The 23,309-nt window shown below is 59.2% G+C and carries 25 protein-coding genes; 6 read left to right on the forward strand and 19 right to left on the reverse strand.

Translation table 11 applies throughout. The features are described 5' to 3' along the window. Positions 1–133: 133 nt before the first annotated feature. The 3 genes from ACIQUB_RS07875 to ACIQUB_RS07885 all read right to left on the reverse strand — a co-directional run bounded on the left by ACIQUB_RS07875 (position 134) and on the right by ACIQUB_RS07885 (position 3,673). Positions 134–1,633, reverse strand: a complete 1,500-nt coding sequence (locus ACIQUB_RS07875; RefSeq protein WP_402929137.1) for a hypothetical protein — start codon at positions 1,631–1,633, stop codon at positions 134–136. A gap of 496 nt (positions 1,634–2,129) precedes the next feature. Next, complete coding sequence (locus ACIQUB_RS07880; RefSeq protein WP_402929139.1) at positions 2,130–3,332, reverse strand: hypothetical protein; 1,203 nt, start codon at positions 3,330–3,332, stop codon at positions 2,130–2,132. Beyond that, positions 3,332–3,673: a hypothetical protein gene (locus tag ACIQUB_RS07885; RefSeq protein WP_402929141.1), complete on the reverse strand. Its 342-nt coding sequence runs from the start codon at positions 3,671–3,673 to the stop codon at positions 3,332–3,334. Before ACIQUB_RS07885 ends, ACIQUB_RS07880 begins: the two co-directional genes overlap by 1 nt. 134 nt (positions 3,674–3,807) lie before the next feature. On the opposite strand from ACIQUB_RS07885, the gene ACIQUB_RS07890 reads away from it, so the two are divergent. Further along, on the forward strand, positions 3,808–4,077 hold the full coding sequence (locus ACIQUB_RS07890; RefSeq protein WP_402929449.1) for a helix-turn-helix domain-containing protein: 270 nt from the start codon (positions 3,808–3,810) through the stop codon (positions 4,075–4,077). 24 nt (positions 4,078–4,101) lie between these two features. On the opposite strand, the gene ACIQUB_RS07895 is transcribed toward ACIQUB_RS07890, so the two are convergent. The 6 genes from ACIQUB_RS07895 to ACIQUB_RS07920 form a co-directional block, all read right to left on the reverse strand. After that, positions 4,102–4,470, reverse strand: coding sequence for a DUF3768 domain-containing protein (locus ACIQUB_RS07895; RefSeq protein WP_402929143.1), 369 nt, complete (start codon positions 4,468–4,470; stop codon positions 4,102–4,104). Positions 4,471–4,484: 14 nt separating this feature from the next. Then, on the reverse strand, positions 4,485–5,066 hold the full coding sequence (locus tag ACIQUB_RS07900; protein WP_402929145.1) for a hypothetical protein: 582 nt from the start codon (positions 5,064–5,066) through the stop codon (positions 4,485–4,487). A gap of 126 nt (positions 5,067–5,192) precedes the next feature. Continuing rightward, positions 5,193–5,969 (reverse strand): hypothetical protein, encoded by a 777-nt coding sequence (locus ACIQUB_RS07905; protein ID WP_402929146.1) that lies wholly within the window; start codon positions 5,967–5,969, stop codon positions 5,193–5,195. Positions 5,970–6,183: 214 nt separating this feature from the next. Next, positions 6,184–6,903, reverse strand: coding sequence for a hypothetical protein (locus ACIQUB_RS07910; RefSeq protein ID WP_402929148.1), 720 nt, complete (start codon positions 6,901–6,903; stop codon positions 6,184–6,186). Between the two features lie 368 nt (positions 6,904–7,271). Further along, entirely contained in the window at positions 7,272–8,225 is a 954-nt protein-coding gene (locus ACIQUB_RS07915; protein ID WP_402929149.1) for a hypothetical protein, read from the reverse strand. A gap of 554 nt (positions 8,226–8,779) precedes the next feature. Continuing rightward, entirely contained in the window at positions 8,780–9,562 is a 783-nt protein-coding gene (locus ACIQUB_RS07920) for a hypothetical protein (RefSeq protein ID WP_113239137.1), read from the reverse strand. Between the two features lie 444 nt (positions 9,563–10,006). Here ACIQUB_RS07920 and ACIQUB_RS07925 point away from each other — a divergent pair, with 444 nt between their 5' ends. Then, a complete protein-coding gene (locus ACIQUB_RS07925) occupies positions 10,007–10,195 on the forward strand; it encodes a hypothetical protein (RefSeq protein ID WP_018898317.1) in 189 nt (62 codons plus the stop codon). Between the two features lie 97 nt (positions 10,196–10,292). Here the strand turns inward: ACIQUB_RS07925 and ACIQUB_RS07930 are convergent, their stop codons facing one another. Both ACIQUB_RS07930 and ACIQUB_RS07935 read right to left on the reverse strand, forming a co-directional pair. Beyond that, complete coding sequence (locus tag ACIQUB_RS07930) at positions 10,293–12,305, reverse strand: methyl-accepting chemotaxis protein (protein ID WP_113239143.1); 2,013 nt, start codon at positions 12,303–12,305, stop codon at positions 10,293–10,295. 233 nt (positions 12,306–12,538) lie between these two features. Further along, positions 12,539–14,473: a glycosyltransferase family 2 protein gene (locus ACIQUB_RS07935; protein ID WP_402929151.1), complete on the reverse strand. Its 1,935-nt coding sequence runs from the start codon at positions 14,471–14,473 to the stop codon at positions 12,539–12,541. Between the two features lie 53 nt (positions 14,474–14,526). Between ACIQUB_RS07935 and ACIQUB_RS07940 the strand changes: the two genes are divergently transcribed. Then, complete coding sequence (locus tag ACIQUB_RS07940; protein ID WP_047507236.1) at positions 14,527–15,402, forward strand: transporter substrate-binding domain-containing protein; 876 nt, start codon at positions 14,527–14,529, stop codon at positions 15,400–15,402. A 5-nt stretch (positions 15,403–15,407) separates the two neighbouring features. Here ACIQUB_RS07940 and ACIQUB_RS07945 read toward each other — a convergent pair whose 3' ends face one another. The 5 genes from ACIQUB_RS07945 to ACIQUB_RS07965 form a co-directional block, all read right to left on the reverse strand. Next, on the reverse strand, positions 15,408–15,821 hold the full coding sequence (locus ACIQUB_RS07945) for a tellurite resistance TerB family protein (protein WP_047507238.1): 414 nt from the start codon (positions 15,819–15,821) through the stop codon (positions 15,408–15,410). Between the two features lie 53 nt (positions 15,822–15,874). Further along, positions 15,875–16,615, reverse strand: coding sequence for a thermonuclease family protein (locus tag ACIQUB_RS07950; RefSeq protein WP_113239138.1), 741 nt, complete (start codon positions 16,613–16,615; stop codon positions 15,875–15,877). 11 nt (positions 16,616–16,626) lie between these two features. Continuing rightward, entirely contained in the window at positions 16,627–17,292 is a 666-nt protein-coding gene (locus tag ACIQUB_RS07955; protein ID WP_018898323.1) for a helix-turn-helix transcriptional regulator, read from the reverse strand. Between the two features lie 104 nt (positions 17,293–17,396). Then, positions 17,397–18,044 (reverse strand): response regulator transcription factor, encoded by a 648-nt coding sequence (locus ACIQUB_RS07960; protein WP_113239139.1) that lies wholly within the window; start codon positions 18,042–18,044, stop codon positions 17,397–17,399. A 91-nt stretch (positions 18,045–18,135) separates the two neighbouring features. Continuing rightward, positions 18,136–18,534 (reverse strand): hypothetical protein, encoded by a 399-nt coding sequence (locus tag ACIQUB_RS07965; protein ID WP_402929153.1) that lies wholly within the window; start codon positions 18,532–18,534, stop codon positions 18,136–18,138. Between the two features lie 110 nt (positions 18,535–18,644). Here ACIQUB_RS07965 and ACIQUB_RS07970 point away from each other — a divergent pair, with 110 nt between their 5' ends. Beyond that, on the forward strand, positions 18,645–18,998 hold the full coding sequence (locus ACIQUB_RS07970) for a DUF952 domain-containing protein (protein WP_402929154.1): 354 nt from the start codon (positions 18,645–18,647) through the stop codon (positions 18,996–18,998). Then, on the forward strand, positions 18,995–20,083 hold the full coding sequence (locus tag ACIQUB_RS07975; protein WP_113239141.1) for a quinone-dependent dihydroorotate dehydrogenase: 1,089 nt from the start codon (positions 18,995–18,997) through the stop codon (positions 20,081–20,083). The genes ACIQUB_RS07970 and ACIQUB_RS07975 overlap by 4 nt, the downstream gene beginning before the upstream one ends. Here the strand turns inward: ACIQUB_RS07975 and ACIQUB_RS07980 are convergent. The 3 genes from ACIQUB_RS07980 to ACIQUB_RS07990 all read right to left on the reverse strand — a co-directional run bounded on the left by ACIQUB_RS07980 (position 20,059) and on the right by ACIQUB_RS07990 (position 22,215). Next, complete coding sequence (locus tag ACIQUB_RS07980) at positions 20,059–21,354, reverse strand: MATE family efflux transporter (RefSeq protein WP_113239146.1); 1,296 nt, start codon at positions 21,352–21,354, stop codon at positions 20,059–20,061. The genes ACIQUB_RS07975 and ACIQUB_RS07980 overlap by 25 nt on opposite strands. Positions 21,355–21,449: 95 nt before the next feature. Further along, entirely contained in the window at positions 21,450–21,947 is a 498-nt protein-coding gene (locus ACIQUB_RS07985; RefSeq protein WP_047507248.1) for a CAP domain-containing protein, read from the reverse strand. Between the two features lies 1 nt (position 21,948). Next, on the reverse strand, positions 21,949–22,215 hold the full coding sequence (locus tag ACIQUB_RS07990) for a DUF6460 domain-containing protein (RefSeq protein ID WP_018898330.1): 267 nt from the start codon (positions 22,213–22,215) through the stop codon (positions 21,949–21,951). A gap of 143 nt (positions 22,216–22,358) precedes the next feature. Between ACIQUB_RS07990 and ACIQUB_RS07995 the strand changes: the two genes are divergently transcribed. After that, positions 22,359–23,291, forward strand: a complete 933-nt coding sequence (locus ACIQUB_RS07995; RefSeq protein WP_113239147.1) for a methyltransferase — start codon at positions 22,359–22,361, stop codon at positions 23,289–23,291. Positions 23,292–23,309 lie beyond the last annotated feature (18 nt).

Here is a 23,309-nt window from a genome sequence, read left to right on the forward strand (position 1 = left end):
CCGCCAATCAGGTCCTTCTGGATGCTGACGGGCTGACCCAACCGGGCCTTGTACACCTCATAGTTCTCAATCACCCGCTGCACATAGTTGCGCGTTCGGCGGTAGACCTCATAATTCGGCTGAACGCGGGCGATCATTCCCGGCGCGGCTCCCAGCCCTCAGAGCCACGGCTGAAGCGGTATCTCAAGGAACGTCCTGAAAGTCCCGAAAGGTCATGGAGTGGTTGATTGCTCCACCATGTTCGACGGCATGCACGCAGCATGGTCTCCACGTCATTGGTGGGGACAACCCTTGTGCCAGTGGCACCTTCTTCTTCTCCGTTGATCTGGCCCGTCCTACCGGTTGCGCATGCCTTCCTTTCCTCACGGGTGACGGTCGGGTGCCTCAAACCGATACTGAAATCCGCGTGTGACGGTTTTCTAGGGCTCAGTTGCTCGGAGAACTTCATGGCTCGTCGCGCTATAACCATTGCAGCGGCTTGGTGGCCAGACAACCCGTAGCGACGAGCAAACTTAATTCTTCCAACCCGGGTAGTGTGGGAAGAGGAAACGGTTTCCAGGGCGACACCACGCCGCTCGCAAGCCGACCGGATCGCCCGTGTGAAACTAGAATATGGAAAGGCGGTGACCATCTTCGCAAACCGCGAATCACCAAGTGCGCGCCTGGAAGTTTTGGCCTCTGAAAAATCGAGCTGCTCATTGACGAGGGGAACCCGCAGACTGTGTGCGAGTGAGACAATGCGGCAAGCAACTTTGCGCATAGTGTCTGCAGTCTGATTGGCGGTGTTTCCCTTGGTGCTGCAAGGGAAGGTGAAGCTCCGGACGAAATTGCCATGACGGTCAATATGAGCGGCAACGATCTTACCGGCATTCCAATCGACTCCCAGCGAACCGTTTCCCCAATCGAGGGCAGCGACTTCTGTTTCCTGGAAGATCGTTACAGACACCTTCCAAGAAGTATGGTCGCGGTGAAACCGCACACTGATCGGTAAGCCGCTCGCGAGCGCTGCAAGGATCGCTGGACGACCATGATGGAAATTGAGTCCCTTGAACTTGAGAGCGTGAATCTGACGGCCCTTGCAAGGGTAGCTGCTGGTCGCGACAGCTGCCAACCGCTCTGGAAGGCGCAGTTCAAGGTCGAAGTCGTGACCAGCATCTTGAACTCTCGCGAAACGGTTGCCGCAGGGAGCTGACTTGTCGCCTTCGATGAAGAGGCAATTGGATCTCGCTTCCCGCCAAGCCCCTAGCCATGCCTCTTTCGAGGAAAAGTCGGTCTTATCAAGATGAAACTGCGCGCGAAATAGCTTCCTTGGCCCAAAAAAAGGCACCGGCTCGCTACGCAGTTTTTGGGCGTCTTTGAGCTTGGAAGCGATGCGTTGTATGGAGCGCTTGAGAAAATGAATGGCACGCAAAGAGGTGTGCTTCCGCGAGCGAAGTATTCTTAGCCGTTGAAGTAGATGAAAATTACGGTTCAGCGTCTTCTTAACCCGAGCGATTGCCGTACCCGTGGGATGCAAAGACGCGAGTGATCGCTCCCCGGACAATCGAATCTCGGCCCGCACAACTTTCGACCTTAATGCGTTGATCGTGTCTGAAATTTTTTGCAGGCGAGACTTTTTGACTTGCAACCGCATGCACTCACGCCAAAGTCGACGGTTTAGCTCTTCGCATCTCGATTTGGACAAAGCACGAAGCGAACTCAAGCGCGCCTGAAGCTGTCTGTGAGCCATGCCAACCAACGCCGAGTGAAGTCCCACTTCTCGAAATATCGATCTTTGGAGGTCTTTCTGCCAAGGCCTTCCCTGCTTCAGACCTTTGTAGATTAGTCGTTCGCTCTGGTTGAAAAGGCATGAGTATTGGTCAAGCGCTGCAGCCTGCTCCTCACTTGTGTGCAAACGAGTCTGAAACGTCCGGAACAAGTTGCGCTCCTGATGCAATGGCGCACTCAGGGCGCTTTCCAATCTTATCAGGGGGCGCTAAAGACGCCAATAATCCATTAGAGTAACGTGACTACGCGCGGTAAGGTTTTGGCTGGGGGCGCCTCCGCACTGAATTTGGGCAGCGTTCTGTGTTGAACTTCCCCAATGACCAGACTCCGACCATCGCGACGTTGAGCTTCTGCATTCTACGTCAGCCGGGAATCTTGCGTTGCGCGCAGTATGCGAACAACGGCAGAGCTTGCCGTGCTCCGAGCAGGCTAACAGTCAGTTGCTTGCCCTTGTCGTCCGCGATTACAAGTTCGCTGCCTGTCATGACCTCTTCGACAAAGTTATCCCCCAAATCGGCGAAGGTATGCCAGCCGAAATAATCATCTACACTTCCCTCAGACGGATGTGCGGTGCCCGCATCAACCTGCCAAGTCGTCTTGGTGTCTCCGTCAAACAAGTTTTCAACAAAGACAACTAGATCCTTTTGCGGAGAGGCCATGAAGCCGACTTTAACGTCACCGACCTTCGTTTCGGCGTAGCACGTCTTGCCCCAATCTTGTTCATCCGACCGGAACTTCCACGAGTTGGAAGCTGTATCGGTCATTTTCGGCGATTTTTCTGACTGAGTTTCAAGCGATGCGGCTGGTGGGTTCGCCGCTTCCGCACTGCCTGCCTGATTAGAAAAAGGAGAGGTGCTGCTGCTGGGCTTGCCGCCCGCAACATTGACTCCGTCTAATCCGATGGCTTTGCTCAGGTCGGACAGACATTGTCGCTGGGCATCGTTGGCAATTCCCTGCTCATATCGTTCGAAGGGCTTTACCGACCAAGAGGCCTCGTTGCCGCTGGGAAACTCTACAGTCAGTGGAAATCTGTACTTGGTAGGCGCGAAAACACGATTGAAAATCGATTCGGTTTGCAGCAGATACCAATCCTCATCGAGACTGCTCAGATCGCTTATCAGCGTATTATTCGATACCGCAGTGAAGGACGGATCTGGCCCCATGACCATTCCCTTTTGGGGATCCAATTTGCCGGGCTGTGCGATCCTGGCCGTTGTTGTTTGACCGACGGGAAGCGACCAGCCGGTTTTCCGAAGTTTGACGTTGAAATTGAACTTTCCCGCTTCAAGTGAAGGCAGGAATCTGAGCGCGATTAACATCGGCTCGAGAGCAACGGTCCTGATCTCGCAGTATGGCACCTTATCGAATCTGTTCTCGCTTTCCGTTACCAAGGCTACCTGCCAGGATGCTCCCCGATAGTAGCTCACGTCATTCGCTAAGGTATAATTCGAGAAGGCTGACGCGAAGGCCGCGCCAACGACGACCGACCTCGCCCTGTGGCGTATCGTGTTGATGCTAGCTACGTTGCTGGAGAGGCGGGCTCTAACGGCGGAATAGGCAATCATTAAGCCACCGCCTTCTTGCGGCCTGCCCGCCATGTGAAAAATGCCATTACGGCAAAGGCTAGCGCGACGTAGCCCCAGATTACGATGTCGGCAAAGCTGCCCTGCGTCGATGCGAGGAACGCCAGTAGGCCAGCGACGACAAAAACGATCGCTGACACGAGCGGCAGCCCAAATGCGAATGCTCCGCCAACGAAGAAAAGTAGGCCCACCAACATACCAACGGCGGCCGAGCCTCCTGTTGCCTGATCCTTAATCAAACCGCTGCCTGCGGTGACCGCGCAAGACTGAAGCAGTACAATCAGGCCTAAGAAAATACCAATAATTCCAGTTGCGATTTTCATGTTTGCTCCAGAAAAGAGTTCGAAAACTTCTGGCTGGAGTTGCATCCCAAACAACACGGTAGCCAAAGCGTGAATTAATATGGGACTATCAGTCCGTCGATTGTCAAGCGACGAATATGTTCTTGCTTCGGTGCATGGATGTTCGACAGACGATCGGCTGGAACGTGAAGCGGCTGCGCGTGGCAAGGGGCCTGTCGCAGGAACGCTTGGCTTTGGAAGCCAACATCGATCGGTCCTATGTCGGACGTGTCGAGCGCGGGCTTGAGAACGTGACAGTCTCCACACTTGAAGCTCTATCGAACGCCATGAACGTTCATGTGTCAGTCTTGTTCGAGCAAATCGACGCCAAGGCCGAGCGCCCGGCGGCTCTCCGATCGGGGCGAAAGCCCAAAACGGGCTTATAGGGCGCGTCGAGCTTAGCCACGCCATCAGTATTCGTCTGCGCGCATGATCGTCATGACCCGGCAGGTGACGGCTTCATCAGCAGGATCAGCCGAGCCGAACTGAAGGTCGGGATCGTAATAGTCGATCTTCCATAGATAGCAGGCAGCTCCGAGATCGATCGCTCCGAAGTCATGTTCGCCGTAAGGATCGTTGTCGGTGTTGAACCGGTCGAACTGCTGAACTGCTGTCAGCAAAGCTGCTTTCGATCCAGTGTCCAGGCCATCGACGGCTGGTGTCAGCAGAAGGTTTCCACGAGTGAAGCTGCGCCGAAAACCGTCGTTGAGTTGACGGATGACAGCGGCCTTGTGGGCCGCGTCGGTGTTCGGAGGCGTGATTAGTGAGCGCGTCGGCATAGCGATCGCCTTTCTCACTTCTCGGCATATGCAGGGTGGATCAAGGCGATCTGCTCTGCTCGCCGATGGAACGCCGGCATATCCAGGTAGTCTCTCCAGCGAAGGCGCAACCCGTTCTTGTCGTCGATTGCGATCACAGTGGCTTCATACCAGCCGTCGAGCGGCCCTTCCGTTGCCAGCACAAGACTGCCGATAGTGAGTTTGTCCCAGTCAGCTGGCAGGCTCGTGGGCTTGGCGGCCAGCTCCGTCTCACCTGGATCGGCTTCGGGCGCCACCCGCACCCGCTCGGCAAGCGCGCGCTGCTCTTCCGGCAGATGGGCGGCAATCTGCTGATACAGCTCCTGCTTCACGAACGGCACGAACGCCTTGCCGCTATCGAACAGCTTGCCCTTGGGAAGCCTCGGCAAGTACGCCCGGGTCTGATCTGTGTCAGCCTTTAGTGCCAACATACCCATCAGACTTGCGGCCTGCGTCGCAGAGTGAGCGTCAACGGCTGGAAAAAACGAAGCGTGGGCTTTTCCGCTATCGTCACGACCGAGGACGATAACCGGGTGAGGTAGCGAAACGGATTGAACCGACGTCGAAGTGTTGTTCATTTAGCTCTCCAAACAAAAGAGGGGCCCGAAGGCCCCAACAATCGCAGCTACCACACGGCGCGCAGCGATTGTTATGTTATATTGGAACTATATGAGAATGTCAATCGCAGGTTGTTTTTCGGATTTTCATCGCGTCTGTGGATCGCTGGCAAGCAGAAGCTTTTCGAGCGTTCGCTGGGCTATCTTTCGAGAACGACGCAGCTTACGGCGAGCTTCCAGAAGTGCGCGCGTCCGAAGTTGCTTTCCTTCTCCGCTGGCAATTGTGAGGTTCTTGAGTGACCGGCCACCAATAACTGTCGTCACCCTTGCCAACGCAAGCGGCCTAATCTCCCGCTTCTGTGTTCGCCACTTGCCGTTGGACTCCACTATGATCTCGCCGGTCGTTTCATCTATTTTATCCGGGGCCGGCGGACTAGCGGCATACTCCGACAAGGTATCTTTCGACATATACAGGAGCTTTTGCAGAGCGGTCGGGTTATCGACCGTGTAGTAGTGGAAAGGCTTCGCTCCCGGTACGAAAGTTTCATAGGCGCTGTTCGTGGCCGCCGCTTTTGCACTCATCTCTGATGGTGGAACATTCCAAACCAAAAGGTGTGAGTGCCAAGAGACATGTGGTCGTTGGCCGTCCTCAAGAAACGGCGATCTGTAGAAATATGCAGGCTCTATGAACCCCACAAAATCGCGCGCGCCAATAATTTCTCGAATCCATTCTTTCAGAATTGTCACATCAAAATCGGCAGCGTTTTCTAGCGAAAACGAGTGCTCACGCGAGATCAACGTAACAAAGTAGACCCGCTCACACCGTTCGATCCAACGTCCGACTTGCTGGTAAAGCGCTCTTGTAAACGCAATTCTCGAAACTGGATTAATCGCTTTAAGCGATTTTGCATGGTCCTCAGACAACCAGAGTTTTATAGCGGGCTGAAAGAAATCCCAGCCTCTTTTCGAAACGCGATATCGTCTTAGTCTAAGGTCAAGTTCTCTGTGTATCGCCTCATATTGGGCAACTGACACTATCGGCTCTCGCATGACTTCACCTCGGCGACAGGCACGACTACCCATTCAGGCAGGTTGCCTGTCGCTATGTGTGTTAATTTTCGGGGTGGCTAAAAGGGTATTACAAGGGCTTAGGCGGCTGCCTCTCGGCTGCCTTAAGCCTTTTCTCTTCCTTCTTTTGCCAGGTGAGGACCTCGTTGTTGAATGCCTCGAAAGAGGGGCGCCGGCTCCGTCTAGCAGTGCCTGCCAAAATCTCGGCGTTGCGCGAACGGCCATCTTTGGCCGAAAAACGAATGTAGACAAACGCCTCAAACGGGTAATTTGCAGTATCTAGCTGATCACCCACGCGATTTTTCAACAACCGGAGAGAAATTGTGGCCTTAGCCGACGTCCGCTTCATTTTCTCTACGCCACCCTCTTCAGCTAAAAGCCGAGGAACATCCTGTGCGGGCACCTTGGACTTCCACAATGTTCCAAGTGCTCGATTGTATCGATGGACAGTGCTGTTGGACTTAGCGCCATCGAAACCTACAGCGAATCGAATTGCATACCTAAGGGCGTCGCTCCGATCCACGTCGTTGATTTTTGGGCGGCCTTTGAAGCTCTGCCATTCGTCCCGCTCGCAAAACGATTGCCATTGGTCTTTATCTTCGCGAAGGTAGACAGCGGCTTTGTATACCTTCCCTAGCTTCTGACGCAGACCTTCATCGGTGTTCGCCAGAAGTTGCGAAATCTCCGACCGTAGCGACAGCAAATAGGAGCTAGCTCCAAGTGCCAGGAGTTCACTCTCTGAATTTTTGGCTTCGGTTACGGGGTTTAGGTGCGGTGGTTTCCTTTTCATCTCACATCTCCCCGTCTTCGATTTTGTTGAGAAGCATATGAATGTCTTCGGCCCTCCAGACGGTCACCCGAGTGGATATCTTTCGAGGACTGGGGAATTTACCGAGCTTCACTCCTGCCCAGAATGACGATTTGCTGATTGGCAGAGGCCCGTCAGGACCCAGTATTTGATTTAATCGGACATAGCCAGTTGAAGGTAGGTTAGAGCCGGTCTTTTGGTTTGCAGATGGGTTGAGAGGTTTATCGGTTGCCATTTTGTCTCTCCTTGGACGTTGTTGGACATCGCAAAGATGGACCGGAAGCCGTGTTCGGAGAAGTGACACCCAGCGCTGGACCGGTACGCGCGGCGGCGAACTATTCACCAGCAAGTTATTGTTTTTTTGACATCTTTCTCTCTAGGAATTGCGCTTCTTTCGGGCTGAAATCCGGAGACAAAAATGCCTTTTCTTTGCAAGACTTGAGGCCCTTCATGTTCGTCGCGACCAGCCCCGCGATGCGGAGGTTCGAAAGAACATGGGTAGCGAAATATTTAGCCCGACCAACCCAAAGGTCGAACTCTGGCTGAAACTCCTTTGATCTCACTTCACCTGAAAGAATGCGATCAAGGAGCGTGTCGTGGCCACGACTGATTGTTGATGCAGCATAAAGCAGGGACAGTGTCCGTTTATTCGTTCCCCAAATTTGATAGAAAATCGTTCGCTCGACCAAGCTGTCATCCCTCATTGCACTTAGCACTTCGATTATCCGGGTGAGGCTCAAACGGTGATATTTGGAAGGGTCATCGAGGTGATCGGTGGCATAGTGCATGATCTGGCACGCCTTGACTAAAGTGCGCAGCGCACGCGCCTCTGAGGACAACCATTCGCCGATCGTGATGCGGTCGGGGACGGAACTGAAGCCAAAATGGCCACTCATTTCGTAATAAACGTCGCTTAGAAAATCCGGTCCAACCAAGATGTACCTAGCAAATAAATCGCTCCGAACCTGAAAAGACGTGTGCAGGCCAGCCTGTTGTTCTGCCGCAGCCATGTGATCTATTACTCCATGATGCATTAGAGCAAGCTCGATAACATCATCATTTGGCGATACTACCCAACCGCAGAGGCCGAGAAACAAAACTTCTGCTATTCCTACATAACTAGGGTCCGCGACGGCGATTATTGGTATGGCTTTATCTGCTCGAAACTCTTTCACTAGGGCAATTGAGGCGAATGACGGCTGATCTCTTGGCTTTCGCTGGACAGCGTCCTGCATTATCATGTGTTCGATCTCAGCAAGTTTCGAGCTTAGCTCGGGTCTGATGGATGAGTCTCTAACTGCCATGTAATTTTCCGACGACTTGTTTTGCGTGAACGTTCGGCTGTCCCGTGTCTTAGTTATCAGGTTGGCTATTATGGTCCAGCGACATCCGCGCAGCGCGACGGTAAAAAAATCGGTATTTTGCGTGTTTTATAAAATAAGACATATGTTTACAATATGTTGAGGCGTTGTTTCGGTTCCCTTCACCCGCTCCAGCAAATTCAATAACTTAAGTATAGCGGCGTTTCACTGTCGTGTCACTAGCGCTTGGCGATACGTGCTTCGGCAATCTTGCGGCTGGTCTCTAGACCGTCGCCACGGCTGTACTTTTTTGCCATCTTTGTCGTCGTGTGGTTAGCAAGATCGCTGGCCAATTCGATAGAGCCCGTTGCTTCCACCGTCTCGGAAACGGCACCTGCTCGGGTATCCATAGACCAGATGTGATCTGGAACTCCTGCCGCATCGCGAAGCGTCCTGAATTTGGTCGCGTAGCGATTTTCCCAATATTGCTTCCCGGTGTCACGACGCCCTAGGCGTTCTGTTGGTCCGCTTACCGTACTCCGGCATGGAGGCGAACCTTACCCTGCCGAAGCCGAATTTCTTCCTCTCTTCGTTCGCAGACGGGTGAGCCCGTCAATAAACATTACCCTATTGATCAAGCGGTCTTTCGCCAGTTTCAGAAAGCTTTCGCGCGGTGAATTAGGGAACGCGTCAGACATGCGCTCATCCAAAGAGCGGGCTTGCGGATTGAACATATAGCCGAAGTCATCCAGCATACCCTGTGTCTCAGTCATATCGCGAAGTGATTGATCGAGGTCGGTCGCACGGTAAACATAGATTTTGTCAAAATCGAATCTGATGGCAGCCATGCGCTCCTCATGAGCTCGCTCAACGTCTTGCTCGACAAGCGGGTCATCGGTCCAAACTTTCTGAAAATGCCGGGCGTGCCCTAGTAAGTACCTGGGGTCAACAAGCAACAAGGCATCTGGGAGCTGTTCGCATCCGCCCCACAGCCAGTGGGCGAACTTGTTCCTAACGTCGATCTGCATCCGAACGGCGTTCGATACGACTTCCAGCATCTCAAAGTGTTCGGCATCAAGTGTCGACCTGGCTGCAGCTAAAATCATCGCTCGCCTGTTTCCAGCATCTAGTACCTCGCTAAACATAGCGAAAGCTGGTTCTGGGCTGGCGTGAAGCAGGCTCACTAAGACCATCGCCATCCCATGGTCGAGCGCTGACGCTCTTGCGATGAATTCAGACACCTTCGCCGCTAAGAGTGGCCGTGTCCGAAGCTCATCTGCATTAAATGCCAGGTTGTAAGGGGACTCTTTGGTGATGCTATTGCTGAGAGGCTGAGGCATGCGTGGCTCCAGTTTTAGTTCGTGCCTTCAGACGGTAATAGGGGCTGAAGAGGCGGGCAGCAATTGGAGCATCGGCCTAGATGTCGTTAAACGTCGGAGATGACGTTTCAAAGCCCTGCCTGGCAGCGCTTGGCACGGACTGGCATCAGTAAAACGCCGCTTTGAGTTTGCTCAGGGTGTTCAAGCTTCCTAAGCTGAATACGAGGGTTCGATTCCCTTTCACGCGCTCCATTCCCGTCAAAAAATACGTGATCTTCGGCGCTTGTTCGCGTCCGGCACCCGTGCGTCAAGACCCGCATCACCGCTGAACACCCCCACACCCTAACGCTTTCCGCGTACTTGACGAATCCCTAATGAACGTGGTTAATTTTTAACTATTCTCCGGTACATGGAACTTGGACGGCGCTCTGGCCGTTACTGGCGCACACGAGGAGGAATAGCGAAATGCTCTTGAAGATTTTCACCGCAAAGCGTGATGTCGTCGACGCCGATGACACCGGCACCTACGCGGATGGGTACCATATGCCGGAACTCGACGTTGCCGCATACAAGCGCAGCGACCGTCGCTCCTCCTACGAGCGCGATTATGGTCGTGGTCGCAAGGTTGAAGAGATTTCGCTCGGTCTCGTCTAAAAGATCGATCACATGGCGGATAAAGTCGGCATCTGCCGAAATGAAAATGGGCGGCCTTGAGCCGCCCATTTCATGTTTGCGAGAGCGTTGTCGAGGCTCAGAACTCCGTCCAGTCGTCATCCTTCTTGTCGGCGGAAGACGTGCCGCCGAAGGCGTTGGCGAGCTTCTGGCCGAGGGCGAGCGCCGGCGAGGAAGTCGGTCGCGTGACACCCGAGGTGGCGATCCGCACTGGCGCCTTGCGGGTCAAGACAGGCTTGGCCGGGCGCGGCGCCAGGGGCTCATTGGCGTCTGGAACCACCCTCGGCGTGAACGCCACGGTGCCGCCGCCGGTGCCGGTCAGCTTGAACTGGTCGAGCAGGGTGTTGAGTGCGGCTGCCTCGGTCGCCAGCTTGTGGCTGGCGGCGGTGCTTTCTTCCACCATCGCGGCGTTCTGCTGCGTGCCCTGATCCATCGTGTTGACCGCCGTGTTGATCTCCTGCAGCCCGATCGATTGTTCTCGCGCGGCTTCGGCGATCGCGTTGACGTGCTGGTTGATCTCCTGCACCTCGTGGACGATCTCTTCGAGGGCCTTGCCGGTCTCGCCGACAAGCGACACGCCCGATTTCACCTGGTTGCCCGAGGTCAGGATCAGAGACTGGATTTCGCGTGCGGCATTGGCGGAGCGCTGCGCGAGTTCGCGCACTTCCTGGGCGACGACAGCAAAACCCTTGCCAGCTTCCCCGGCGCGTGCCGCTTCCACACCGGCGTTCAGCGCCAGCAGGTTGGTCTGGAAGGCAATGTCGTCGATCACGCCGATGATGTTGCCGATCGATGCGGAGGACTGTTCGATCTGCTGCATGGCATTGACCGCCTTGCGCACCACTTCGCCGGACCGCTCGGCGCTGTGTCGGGTTTTCGACACCAGCGTGCGCGCTTCTTCCGCCCGCCGCGCGGCGTCCTTCACGGTGGTGGTTATCTCTTCCAGCGCGGCCGCCGTCTCTTCGACGGAGGCTGCCTGCTGCTCGGTGCGACGCGAGAGCTGGTCGGCCGAGGAGCGGATCTCGCCGGCGCCGGCCGTGATCGCGCGGGCATTGTCGCCCACGGTCTGCATCGTTTCGTTGAGCTTGAAGATCGAGTTGTTGAAGTCCTGGCGCAGGCTGTCCAGGCTGCCTTCGAACGGCGTGTTGATCTGCGAGATCAGGTCTCCGGCGGCAAGCTTGCGCAGGCCGTCGCCGAGCGCGCTGACGGTGCGCGAGAGATCGGCCGCCTCGGTGGCGCGCTGCGCTTCGATTTCGCGCCGCTCGCTGTCGGTGAGATTGCGGTTGCGCTCCGCCTCGCGCTCGAGGCGCACGCGCTCGATGGCGTTGTCGCGGAAGATCGAGACGGCAGCCGCCATCTCCCCCACTTCGTCGAGCCGGTCCATGCCGTCGACGGCGCTTGCCGTCTCGCCCTCGGCAAGCCGCGTCATGCGCTGGCGAAGCCTGGCCATCGGCGCTGCGATGCCGGCCTGCGCGATCCAGATGCTGAGGCCGATCGCGGTAAGCACGGCGAACCCGATCAGCGCGAAACAGTAAAGGATACGGTTGTTGACCGTGGCAGAAAGCGCGTCGCCGCCATCGTTGAGCTGCACCATCAGCGCGTCATTGTTGGCGATCATCTTCGGCGTGACGATCGAGAGCTTGGCGTTGAGCTCGGCTGCCGTGGCGCGTGCGCCGGTGCGATCGCCGGCTTTGGCCTGTTCGATCACCTTTTTCGCGAGTGCATCCATCTCGTCGATGCCGGCGATGATCTCGTCGATCGCGGGCTTGCGGTTCGCCACGAGGTCGGCTGCCTGCTGCAGGCGCTCGCGCGCTTGCGGCATCTTGCTGGGAGCGGCGATCGCGGCGTCGAAGTCGGGCGTGCCGGGGGTAAGGTCGGAGACGACGGTTGCCTGCAGAACGGCTGCGGTGGCAGAGGCACTGGCGCGCGAGGCCTGCATCGCCGCAAGCGCTTCGTGGTCGATGAAGGCGCTGTAGGCGGCATCGGCGCCACGGAATTCCTCGACGACATAGACAAGACCGCCGATCGCGATGACGCCGAGAAGCGCAACGACCGAGATGATCTTGGTGCGGATTTTGAAGTTTTTCAGCATGAATGGGCCCATGGGCTGCGGCCAGGGGGATGGCCGGATACGATCGTTTTCAAGAACAGGCGGTTTCGAAGGCAGAGCTGGCGCTTGTGGCGCCGTGGGGAGATGCCCGCTAAGGCTCGACAGGCGCATCATGCATTCGGTCAGGAACCGGTGTCGTCTAACGCGACTAGAATCCATATTGCTTAAGACGAAACTAACACATCCAGGGGTCCACAGAATTTAAGTGGACTGGCTCACTGTAAAGGCATGGAGGCTGCGCGCACCGGTTGCGAAGTCGGCAGGTGCGGGGTCTTGTCCCAGAAGAACGGCTTGAAATGCAGCTGGAAGACCGCGCGCCACGCGGCACCCGATATCATCATCCAGTAGACGGGCAGGGCAACCCAGCGCCAGCCGACCTTGCGCTTCTCGTCGCGCAGCATGGCGCGCCGGCCAAGCACCAGCAGGATGACATAGCTTCCCAGCATGTTGGCGACGTCGATCAGAAACAGCAACGCATCAAGGGTAGCGGTTTCAGGGAAGCCGAGCATCATGTAGCTCGCGGTAGTGAGGATCAGCATGACCATCCACGGATGCGTCAGCGAGGCGACGAGCATGCCGCCAACAAGCACCTGGAAAACGAGGAACGGCCAGATCCCCATCTCGCGCACGAGCGTGCCGGGCGCACGCATCATCACCAGCCATGTCTGCAGCCAGCCCTTGAACCACCGTGTGCGCTGGTTCAGCCAGACGTCGCGCTTGGTCGGCGCATCCTCGTAGGTCGGGCAGTCGATCACGCCGCATCGGTAGCCGAGCCTGTAGAGCCGCAGGCCGAGATCGGCATCTTCCGTTACGTTATAGGGGTCCCAACCGCCGCACGCCTTGAGATCGGCGACGCGCAGGTGGTTGGACGTGCCGCCGAGCGGCATCGGCAACCGGTGCTTTGCCAGCATCGGAAGCAGCAGCCGAAACAGCGCCGCATATTCGAGCGCGAAAGCCGCGCTGATCCATGAGCTGCCGACATTGGAGATGATCAGCGGCGCCTGCAGGCAGGCGACGTCATCGCGGCCGGCGACAAAGCTCGCATAGGCCGCGCGCAGCTGGTCCGGATGCGGCCTGTCCTCGGCGTCGTAGATCACGAGGAACTCGCCGCGCGCGGCGCTCAGCGCATAGTTCAGCGCCTTCGGTTTCGTTCGCGGATGGGAGACCGGCACCGCGACGATTTCGAACTGTGGGCCGAGGTCCTGTTTTTCGAGCGCTGCGATCGTCGCATGGTCGTCGGCCTCGCATATCAGCTTGATATCGAGCTTGGCGATCGGCCAGTTGAGCTGCTTCAGCGCCGCCACCAGCTGGCCGGCGACCTCCGCCTCCTTGTAGAGCGCGACGAACACGGAATAGACCGGCAGCCGCTCCGTCGGCTGCGGTGTTGGCTGCGGGCCGCGACGGTGGTGGAGCGCGCAGGCCCTGAGCAGGATCGCCGCCATGTAGATCAGCGACAGCGCGAGATGAACGATCGCGATCAATGGCAGCTCGGAAAACGCCGCGAAGATAAGCGCGCAGAGTGCCGCGCCGGCAATGAACCCCTGCTTGCCGGACAGCACGATGCGAGCGCTGAACCGCCCCTTGTCCTCGAACAGCGTCCCGATGCATTCCTTCACCCGCCGCTTGGCGCCGACACGCCAGATGGCGTCGCGCATCGCGGTGGGCGTGGTGACGATGATCCGCTCTGCAAGCCCCGGCCGCGCCTCGATCGTCCGCGCCAGCGCCAGCAGGCGACCGGCCTCGGGAATGATGGCGATCATCGCCTTGTCTGCATAGTTCAGCCGCACGGATCGCGTGTCCGCCAGCTGCGTGTCGAGCGCTTGGTCGTCATGGATCAGGGCCGGATCGAGTTGCAAGAGGAATGGCAGGCGAAGCGTGCGGGCAAGACCCGCATAATAGCTCTCGGCGTCCACCCACCGGTTGGCCAGCAGTTCGCGCTCGATCGACGTGCCGTTATGGCGGGCCATGGTCGCTGCACGCGCGATCGTCGGCTTGCCGATGCCGAGCCTCAGCAGCGCTTCGATCTCGATCTGTTGCGCATCACTGACAACACCCGCCGGCACGGCCGGCGAGAGCGGAGGTTTCGGTCGCTCTTGAAGCGTCGTGTTACGGGTGCTGATCCCGCCCGACGCATATTCCCCGATACGCATGACTCTGATACACCGTCGTTGAATTGGCAGTGCAGTCCCCGGGGCAGATCATAATGGTGCGATTTAAGCTGGCATCTCTCAATCCTAAGGGGTTTTGCAGCCTATGGCTGTTTCTGGCCGCATTTTGGCTACCTCTTTCGGCTGCGGCGCAGCAGGCAGCGCCCTCCTTGCCGCTGTTGTTCGACAGCCGCGAGCGCCTCGCCAAGCCCGATCTGACGAGCCTCGTGCGCCTGCGTTTCCTGACCTCGGTCGATTTTCCGCCGTTCAATTTCATGGATCAGAACGGCAAGCTCTCGGGCTTCAATGTCGATCTCGCCCGCGAAATCTGCGCCGAGCTGGAGATATCGGACAAGTGCCAGATCCAGGCCCTGCCCTTCGGCGACCTCAAGGATGCCCTGGCCGCCTCGCAGGGCGATGCCGTGATCGCGGGGCTGGCCGTCGGCAGCGAACTGCGCCGGCAGTTCTCCTTCTCGCGCCCATATCTGATGCTGCCCGCCCGTTTCGCCCGCAATCTGAAGGCGCCGATCAAGGGCGAGAATGCCGCAAGCCTTGCCGATCGCTCTGTCGGCGTCGTCAAGGAAACCGCGCACGCCGCGATGCTCGCCGCCTATTTCCCCAAGGTCAAGGCGGTGCCGTTCGACAGCAAGGAAGCGCTGCTGGCAGCGTTGAAGGACGGCAAGGTCGACGCTGTCTTCGCCGATTCGCTGCAACTCTCCTTCTGGGTGTCGTCGCAGGCATCGGAGAAATGCTGCGCCCTGTTCGACGGTCCCTATATGTCGGAAGAGTTTCTGGGCGAGGGCATGACGATCATGCTGCGGCAAAAGGACGAAGTCCTGCGCTCGGCCTTCGACCACGCGCTGGCCGCCCTCTCGCGCAGCGGCCGCCTGCAGGAAATCTACCTGCGCTACTTCCCCTACGGACTATACTAGACGGGTTAACCCTTGCGGAAACGGGCAATAGCGCTGCGCTCGATCGCGGCGCAGGTCAGCTTGTCGAGACCCAGCCGGTCGCGCAGCAGGCTGAGCAGTCGCAGCTCTTCCGCTTTCACCGAAAGATCGGCCGACGCGACCTCGACGGCCAGCGCATAGGCCGTGTCGTAAAGCTTCGGCGATAGCGTGTCCTTGACCGTCTCGAGAACGACATCGAGCCCTTCGGGACCGGACAGAAGTGCCGCGCAGTCGCGGGCAACCGAGATCAGCTTGTCGTCGTCGAAGCCGCGAAACACCGGCAGGAACCCGATCAACTGTCCGATACGTTCCAGCTCCCGATCATTCATCGTGCTGTCGACGGCGGATGCCATGACCATCACGTAGATCAACGCGTCGTGGGCGGAAAGCGGCTTGTTCATGTCTGCATGGTTCCTCTGCGATGTCTGCAGAGTTTAGGAACTGGCCACGCCCATTACAAGGGATCGCTCATATCTTGAGGCTGCGTCAGGTCGGGTGTTTCGATTGCGCCGGCCTGGCGGGGATCCTGCCCGTAGATGCCGTTTCCATCTTGCTTGGCCTTGGCTCCGGCATCCGCGAAGGCCGAGCCCGCTTCGGCCTCTGCCCAGCCGTTCTCGATCAGCCATTCGGAAAGATCCTGCGCGCCGATCTTGCAGTTGGCCGTCGCGGTGCCGCTCCAGTTGGCATCGCTGAGATCGCAGTTGACTGTGCGAAGCCGCAGGAAAAGCCGGAAATTGGTCTTCGCCAGCATCCCGCATGGCCACACCGTGCCCCCGGCACCGGCGCAGCTCTTGTCGACCGGCGTCGGCGTCAGCCCCGCCAATTGCAGCCGCCTTTCGCCGAAGCCGAGCACGCCGGCGCTTTCGGCCACCGGGCGCGGCAGGTCGATACCCTTCTCGGCCACCAAGACAGGCTTTTTCTCGGGCTCCGGCGCCTGTTCGCGCTCCAATGGTTTGCCGTCGACCGAGGCCGGGTAGAATTGGCTGGCGTCATCTACCGGCCGGGCCATCATGCTGGCATCCGGGTTCGTCGTCGGCTGCGCGGGCGAGGGCGTTTGCTGCTCGGCCACCCCTTGCGCAGATGCCGCGATCTCGCTCGCGTCCGAAGCACCGCTCAACCGATGCTCGCCGGCGGCGATCAGGCCGATGACGATCGCTATTCCCGCAGTCGCTGTCACAAGTGCCGCAGGCTTCATGGAAGATTTTCCTACTGGCTGGCCCAGATGATCCGGGCGATCCAATCCACGTCGGTGAGTTCGATCGTCCGGTTGGGATGTTCGGGATTGAGCGACATGAGTTCGATCGAGCGCGGGCTCTGACGCATCAGCACCTTGGCCATCACCTCGCCCTCGCGTGTCTTCACGACGACGCGGTCGTTGCGGCGCACCTGCGCGCCCGGCTCGACGATCAGAACGTCGCCATCGCGATAGAGCGGCATCATGCTTTCGCCCTGAACCTCGAGCGCATAGACACCGGCCTTTTGTGACGGTGCGGCCGGAAATTCCACCACATCCCAGCCCTGTCCGGCCGGAAAGCCGCCATCATCGAAAAAGCCGCCAGCGCCCGCCTGTGCGAAGCCGAGCAGTGGAATGGAGCTCCCCTGCGGCGGAAACGCACCGTCAGGCAGCGTCGAGAAACTGCCCTGCGGCCGCATGAAGGATAAAAACTCCTCCATGCTGGATCGGGTTGCCTCCAACACCTTGGCGATCGATTCCGTCGATGGCCAGCGCAGGCGCCCATCGGCGGAAAGACGTTTGGATTTGTTGAACGAGGTCGGGTCGAGGCCGGCGCGGCGGGCAAGCCCCGAGGGTGTCAGGTCGTGCCGTTCGGCAAGCCTGTCGAGCGCTCCCCAGATCTGCTCGTGTGACAGCATGTCGCCTGATCCCGTGCGCGCAACGGCGCTCCTTAATCGGCTGAAAGATTAACCGCAAGCCGAACAGGAGTAAAGAGACAAGAGGAATAAAATCCTCTATCCCGTCAGGCGACCATCGCCATGTTGATCTTGCCGAGCTGGATCACCGCCTGGGTGCGGCTGTCGACATTGAGCTTGAGGAGAATGGCCGAGACATGCGCCTTGATCGTCGCCTCGGAGACGCCGAGTTCATAGGCGATCTGCTTGTTGAGCAGGCCTTCGGCCAGCATCGTCAGCACCCGGCTTTGCTGCGGCGTCAGCGTGTGCAGCCGGTGGATGATGTCGGCCACATCGGGATCCTGTTCCTGCCCGTCGCGATAGCTGTCAGGCGTTGCAATATCGCCCGCAAGCACCGTCTGTATGCCGTGGCGGATATCGTCGATCCCGGCGGATTTCGAGATGAAGCCCGAGGCGCCGAGCTCTAGCGAGCGACGGATCGTCGTTGTATCGTCGGACGCCGAAACGATGACGATCGGCAGGCCCGCAAATTCCGAGCGCAACGCCATCAGCCCGGAGAAACCGCTCACCCCGGGCATGGCGAGGTCGAGAAGCATCAGATCGGCATCCGGATGCTCGCCGACCGACTTTCGCGCGGCGGCGAAATCGCCGGCCTCGACGATATCGGGATGTCCCTCCATCCCGGTCACGGCCTGACGAAGCGCATCGCGAAACAGCGGATGGTCATCGGCAATAATGATTGTCTGCTCATGCATCGAAAACTCCCTCCCAAGAGCCCGATCATGAAGTCCATGCACCGCCTTCCTCCACGGTTCATGCCTTCCTGCTAAAGCAGACTATAGCAAATCATGTCTTTTGCGGAAGGGCGTTGCCCTGGTCCTCGCTCTGGAATTCCTTGACGATCCCCATGAAGCTGCGCATCCAGCGCTCCATGATGCCGATCGAGCGGTCGATCTCCGCGTCCGATGGCAGCGCCTTGTTGATGACGCTCTTGTTCTCCAGGGCGGTCACCCGGTCCGACAGCCGGTCGAGTTCGCTTTCGTAAGCCGCGCGTTCGTCGGCGGCCATGCGGCAGACGAGCGCCCCGTCCTTCTCCTCGCAGAGCGACATCGCCCCGGTCTGGCGATCGAGCCGCACGAAATGGTCGCCGCTGCGCTCCAGTTGGAAGCGGCTCGCATCCGGCTCCGCGGCGGAAGCGGCAAGCGGAATGAGGATGGCGGCGAGGCTGAGCGTGATATTTTTCATGGTTTCCTCCGGAAATCTCGATGGCCACCGCATTTTTTGCGGTGAGCGCGTGGACATCGCCGCTCAACTGCGGCAAAGCCCGGGAAAGACCAGCCATTCATGAGGCCATCATGACCCTGACACCCACGCTTTACAAGATCGTGACGGAAACGCTCTGGCAGGACGCCCGGGCGGCCGGCGTTTTCCGCGGCGCCGCCATCGATCTGAAAGACGGCTTCATCCATTTCTCGACGGCAAGCCAGGCGGTGCAGACAGCGGCCCTGCACTTCGCCGGCCAGACCGGCCTGCTGCTGGTCGCCGTCGATGGTTCAGTCCTTGGCGACAAGCTGATTTTCGAACCGTCGCGCGGCGGCGATCTCTTCCCGCATCTCTATGCGGACCTCCCGCTTTCGGCCGTGCTCTGGGAAAAACCATTGCCGCTTGATGCCGAAGGCAAACACATCTTTCCGGACCTGCAGCCATGATCGATCTCTTCAAGCACGCCGCCCGCAAGGGTCTCTTCCTCTTCGATCCGGAAACGGCGCACGGCATGTCGATCGCGGCGCTGAAATCAGGCCTCGTGCCGGCCTGCGCCGCACCCGCGGATCCGCGCCTGCGCCAGACGGTCGCCGGGCTTGAGTTCGCCAATCCGATCGGCATGGCCGCCGGCTACGACAAGAACGCCGAGGTGCCGGAAGCGCTGCTGAAGATCGGCTTCGGCTTCACCGAGATCGGCACGGTCACGCCCAAGCCGCAATCCGGCAATCCGCGCCCGCGCATCTTTCGCCTTGTCGAGGACGAAGGGGTGATCAACCGCCTCGGCTTCAACAATGAGGGCCACGACGCCGCCTTCGCGCGCCTGTCGTCCGTCAGGGGCAAGGGCATTATTGGCGTCAATATCGGCGCCAACAAGGATAGCGCCGATCGCATCGACGACTACGTGAAGGGCATCCGCCGCTTCTATTCGCAGGCGGGCTATTTCACCGCCAACATCTCCTCGCCCAATACGCCGGGCCTGCGCGATCTGCAGGCGCGCGAGAGCCTGTCGGCGCTGCTGTCGGCCGTGCTTGCCGCGCGCGACGAGGAAGCCGCAAAATCCGGCCGCAAGATCCCAGTCTTCCTCAAGGTCGCGCCGGATCTGACGGAAGAAGGCATCGACGACATCGCCGCCGAAGCGCTCTCGCATGCGCTCGATGGCCTGATCGTCTCCAACACCACGCTGTCGCGCGATGGTCTGAAGGATCAGCGCCAGGCGAAAGAGCAGGGCGGCCTCTCCGGCAAGCCGCTCTTCGAAAAGTCGACCGTTGTGCTGGCCAAGATGCGCAAGCGCGTCGGCCCCGAGCTGCCGATCATCGGCGCTGGCGGTGTCTCCTCGGCCGAAACGGCGCTGGAGAAGATCAAGGCGGGCGCCGATCTCGTGCAGCTCTACTCCTGCATGGTCTATGAAGGCCCTGGCCTTGCTGGAGATATCGTTCGTGGCCTGTCGAAGCTGATGGATCGCGAGAAAGTGGCCTCGATCCGCGAACTGCGTGACAGCAAGGTGGATTACTGGGCCGGCCGGAACGTCTGATCGGCCCGCTGTTTGACCCTGAGCACCAGGAAGACGCCGCGCGAGAGCAGGAACAGGTTGATCGCCAGCCACAGGCCGTGGTTGGCAAAGAACGGCACAAAGATCGCGAGTGCCGCCAGATAGACGACGAACGACATCAGCATACGGTTGCGCATGTCGCTCGACCATGTGGCGCCGATGAAGACGCCGTCCATCAGAAAGGCGAGTGCACCCGTCAGCCCCGTGATCGCCGCCCATGGCAGATAAAGGTTTGCAGCCTCACGCACGTCAGGTGATGTCGTCAGCGCCGCGATCAGCCGCTCGCCGGCCACGAAGAAAAACAGTGAGATGATGCCGGCAAGTGCGAACGACCAGATCGTCGTCAGTTTCAAGCCGCGATCGAAGGCCGGGCGGTAGCGCGCCCCGACGGCGCGGCCGGTGATCTGCTCGGCGGCGTTGGCCAGGCCATCCAGATAAAAGCCTGACAGCATCAGGAAGTTCATCAGCACCGCGTTTGCCGCTAGCGTCACGGCGCCGAAACCGGTGCCGATCCGCGTCATCAGCGCGAAGGCGCCAAGCAGCACGAAGGTGCGGATCAGTATGTCGCGGTTGAGCGTGAAAAGCGCTGCCAGAGCGTGCCGCGCAAAGAGATCTGCGCGCGTCGGCCGGTCGGAACGGTCGAAACTCCTCAGCACGATGAACAGGCCGGCCAGCGCGCCGATGGTCTCGCCGACGGTCGTCGCCCAGGCAACACCTGCGATCCCCCAGTCGAGCCAGAGGCCAAGCGCCATCGCCAGCACGATGTTGATGCCGTTGATGATCGTCTGCAGCAGCAGGCCGATGCTCCCCTGTCCACGCCCGAGCACGAAGCCGAGGATCGCGTAATTGGCGAGCGCTGCTGGCCCTGCGAGAATGCGGATGGAGAAATAGGTGCTGGTCGCCTGCGCTACCGCGTTGTCAGGCCCCATCAGCGTCAAACCCGCTGCCAGAAGCAGCGGTGACAGACAGAGCAGGGCCACGCCGCAGCCGAATGCCGAAATGATCGCCCGCCAGAACACGCCCTGTTCGGCATGCCGGTCGCGCCGCCCATAAGCCTGGGCTGTCAATCCCGTGGTCGAGGCGCGCAGGAAGTTGAAGCTGCCGAGAATGAGATCGAAGAGCATTGCCCCTATCGCCAGGCCCGCAAGCGCATCGGGATCGCCCATATGGCCGACGACGCCGGTGCCGACAAGGCCGAGCAGCGGCGTGGTTATGAAGCCAAGCGTCATCGGAATGGCGATCGACAGCACCATCCGGTGCGTGACCTCAAAGGCGAGGCCGCTGCGGCTATCGCTGCTGTTTACGCCTGCGTCCAAAACCCGCCTCCCGGCAAAGAGGCGGAATCACCTCAGTTGGAAAGCACCATGGCCCAATAGGGCACGTTGCGGGAAGCGGGATTATAGGCCACCGCCACGCCAAGCCCGCTGTAGCGGCCGAGCATGTTTTCCAGATGATGCGGTGAGTTGATCCATGCGGTGACGACGGCGGGAACCGTCTGCTGCCCGGTCGCAATGTTTTCCGCCGCCGGCAGTTGCACGCCGCTCGCCTTCACGCGCGGGCCAAAACCGTCGGCGATGCCCATCACGTGCTTCATCTTGCCGGCCGCTGCCATGCGCTTGGCCTGGAAGAGGGCGGCCGCCGTCGCGGCGGGATCGACCGTTAGCGGCGGCAGGCCGTTCTTGGCGCGCAGCTGGTTGACGAGCGGCAGCGATGCCGCTGTCTGGTCTTCGCCGTTGGAGGGCGTCGAGGGCTCTTTCGGCCCGGTGGCGCAGCTGGCGACGCCGGCTGCAAGAGCAAGCGCGGAAAAGCGCAGCAGGCTGCGCCGAGAAAGATCGATGGAGGTCATGTTACCGGCGATAGCTGAAGAGACGGATGATGAGGAAGATCGGAATGACGATGGTGGCGCCGAGCATCAGATAGTCGCCGACGCGGCCGAGCGCGGAGAAGCCGCGATGCCAGACCTCGAGGATGAAATTGCGGATGCCGTAGATGAAATCCAGCGGTGCCAGCCCGAAGACGGCCATGATGAAGCCGACGATCAGCGACACCACCAATAGCTTAATCAATGTACGGCCGAGCGAGTCGCCCAGAAACTTGTTCACCTGATCGGACATGCATCATCTCCTGTTCACCCCTGAGATACGGGCGCGAATCGTTGCCCGCAAGCTTTTTCAGGGCTGTCGCGTCAGCCTCTGAAATAGGACTTGAGTTTTTTTGTGGCCATCGCCAAATGCGGGCCGCGCAACAGGTCACCATCATGCCGCCCCATCTCCAGACATCAGGCGATGCCATCGCCGACCGCCGTGCCGACTATGCCAGGATGCTGGACAAGGGCGGCGAACCGGATGCTGCCGCCGAGCTGATGGAGCAGGCGCTGGAGCTGGTGCCGGATTGGGCGGTCGGCTGGTACTGGCTCGCCACCTACCGCGAAAAATCAGGCAATGTCGCCGGAGCGATCGAGGCCTACCGGCGAACCCGCGAGCTCACCGAAGACGATATCTTCGGAGCCACGCTGAAGCTCGCCTTCCTCGGCGACATCGCCGTGCCCGATCAGCCGCCGAGCATCTATGTCGAGCGCCTGTTCGACGATTACGCCGCCCGCTTCGAGACCTCGCTGGTGGACAAGCTCGGCTACGACGTGCCGGCAAAGCTCGCCCGCATGATCGCCGCGACCGGCCGGCACTATGCGCTGGCCGCCGATCTCGGCTGCGGCACAGGGTTGATGGGACCGGAAATCCGCGCCATGGCCGGTCGGCTGGAAGGCTTCGATCTCTCGCAGAACATGCTGGCGAAGGCTGAGGAAAAGCAGGTCTACGACCATCTCGCCCAGGCCGACCTGTCGCTGTCCGCAGACGAGTCCGGCCTGTTTGCGGATGGCGGCGCGCATCGCGCCGATCTCGTCACGGCGGCCGATGTTCTGATCTATCTCGGCAACCTGGAGATCGCCTTTGCATCGGTCGCGGCCCTTTGTGCCGAAGGTGCCGATTTCGGCTTTTCCGTCGAGGAAACCGAGGACGAGGAGGGCGTTCAGCTCGCCCATTCCCTGCGCTATGCCCACTCCGAAAGCTACATCCGCTCGCTCTGCGCCCGCCATGGCTTCCAAGTGATCGCGATGGGCCGCACCACCATTCGCAAAGATGGCGCCAATATCATTCCCGGCATTCTTTTCCTTGCACGCAAGACCGCCTGACGGAACTATTCTTGCGAA

Origin of the sequence: Rhizobium sp. NPDC090275, assembly GCF_044772225.1 — a bacterium.
GTDB lineage: Bacteria > Pseudomonadota > Alphaproteobacteria > Rhizobiales > Rhizobiaceae > Rhizobium.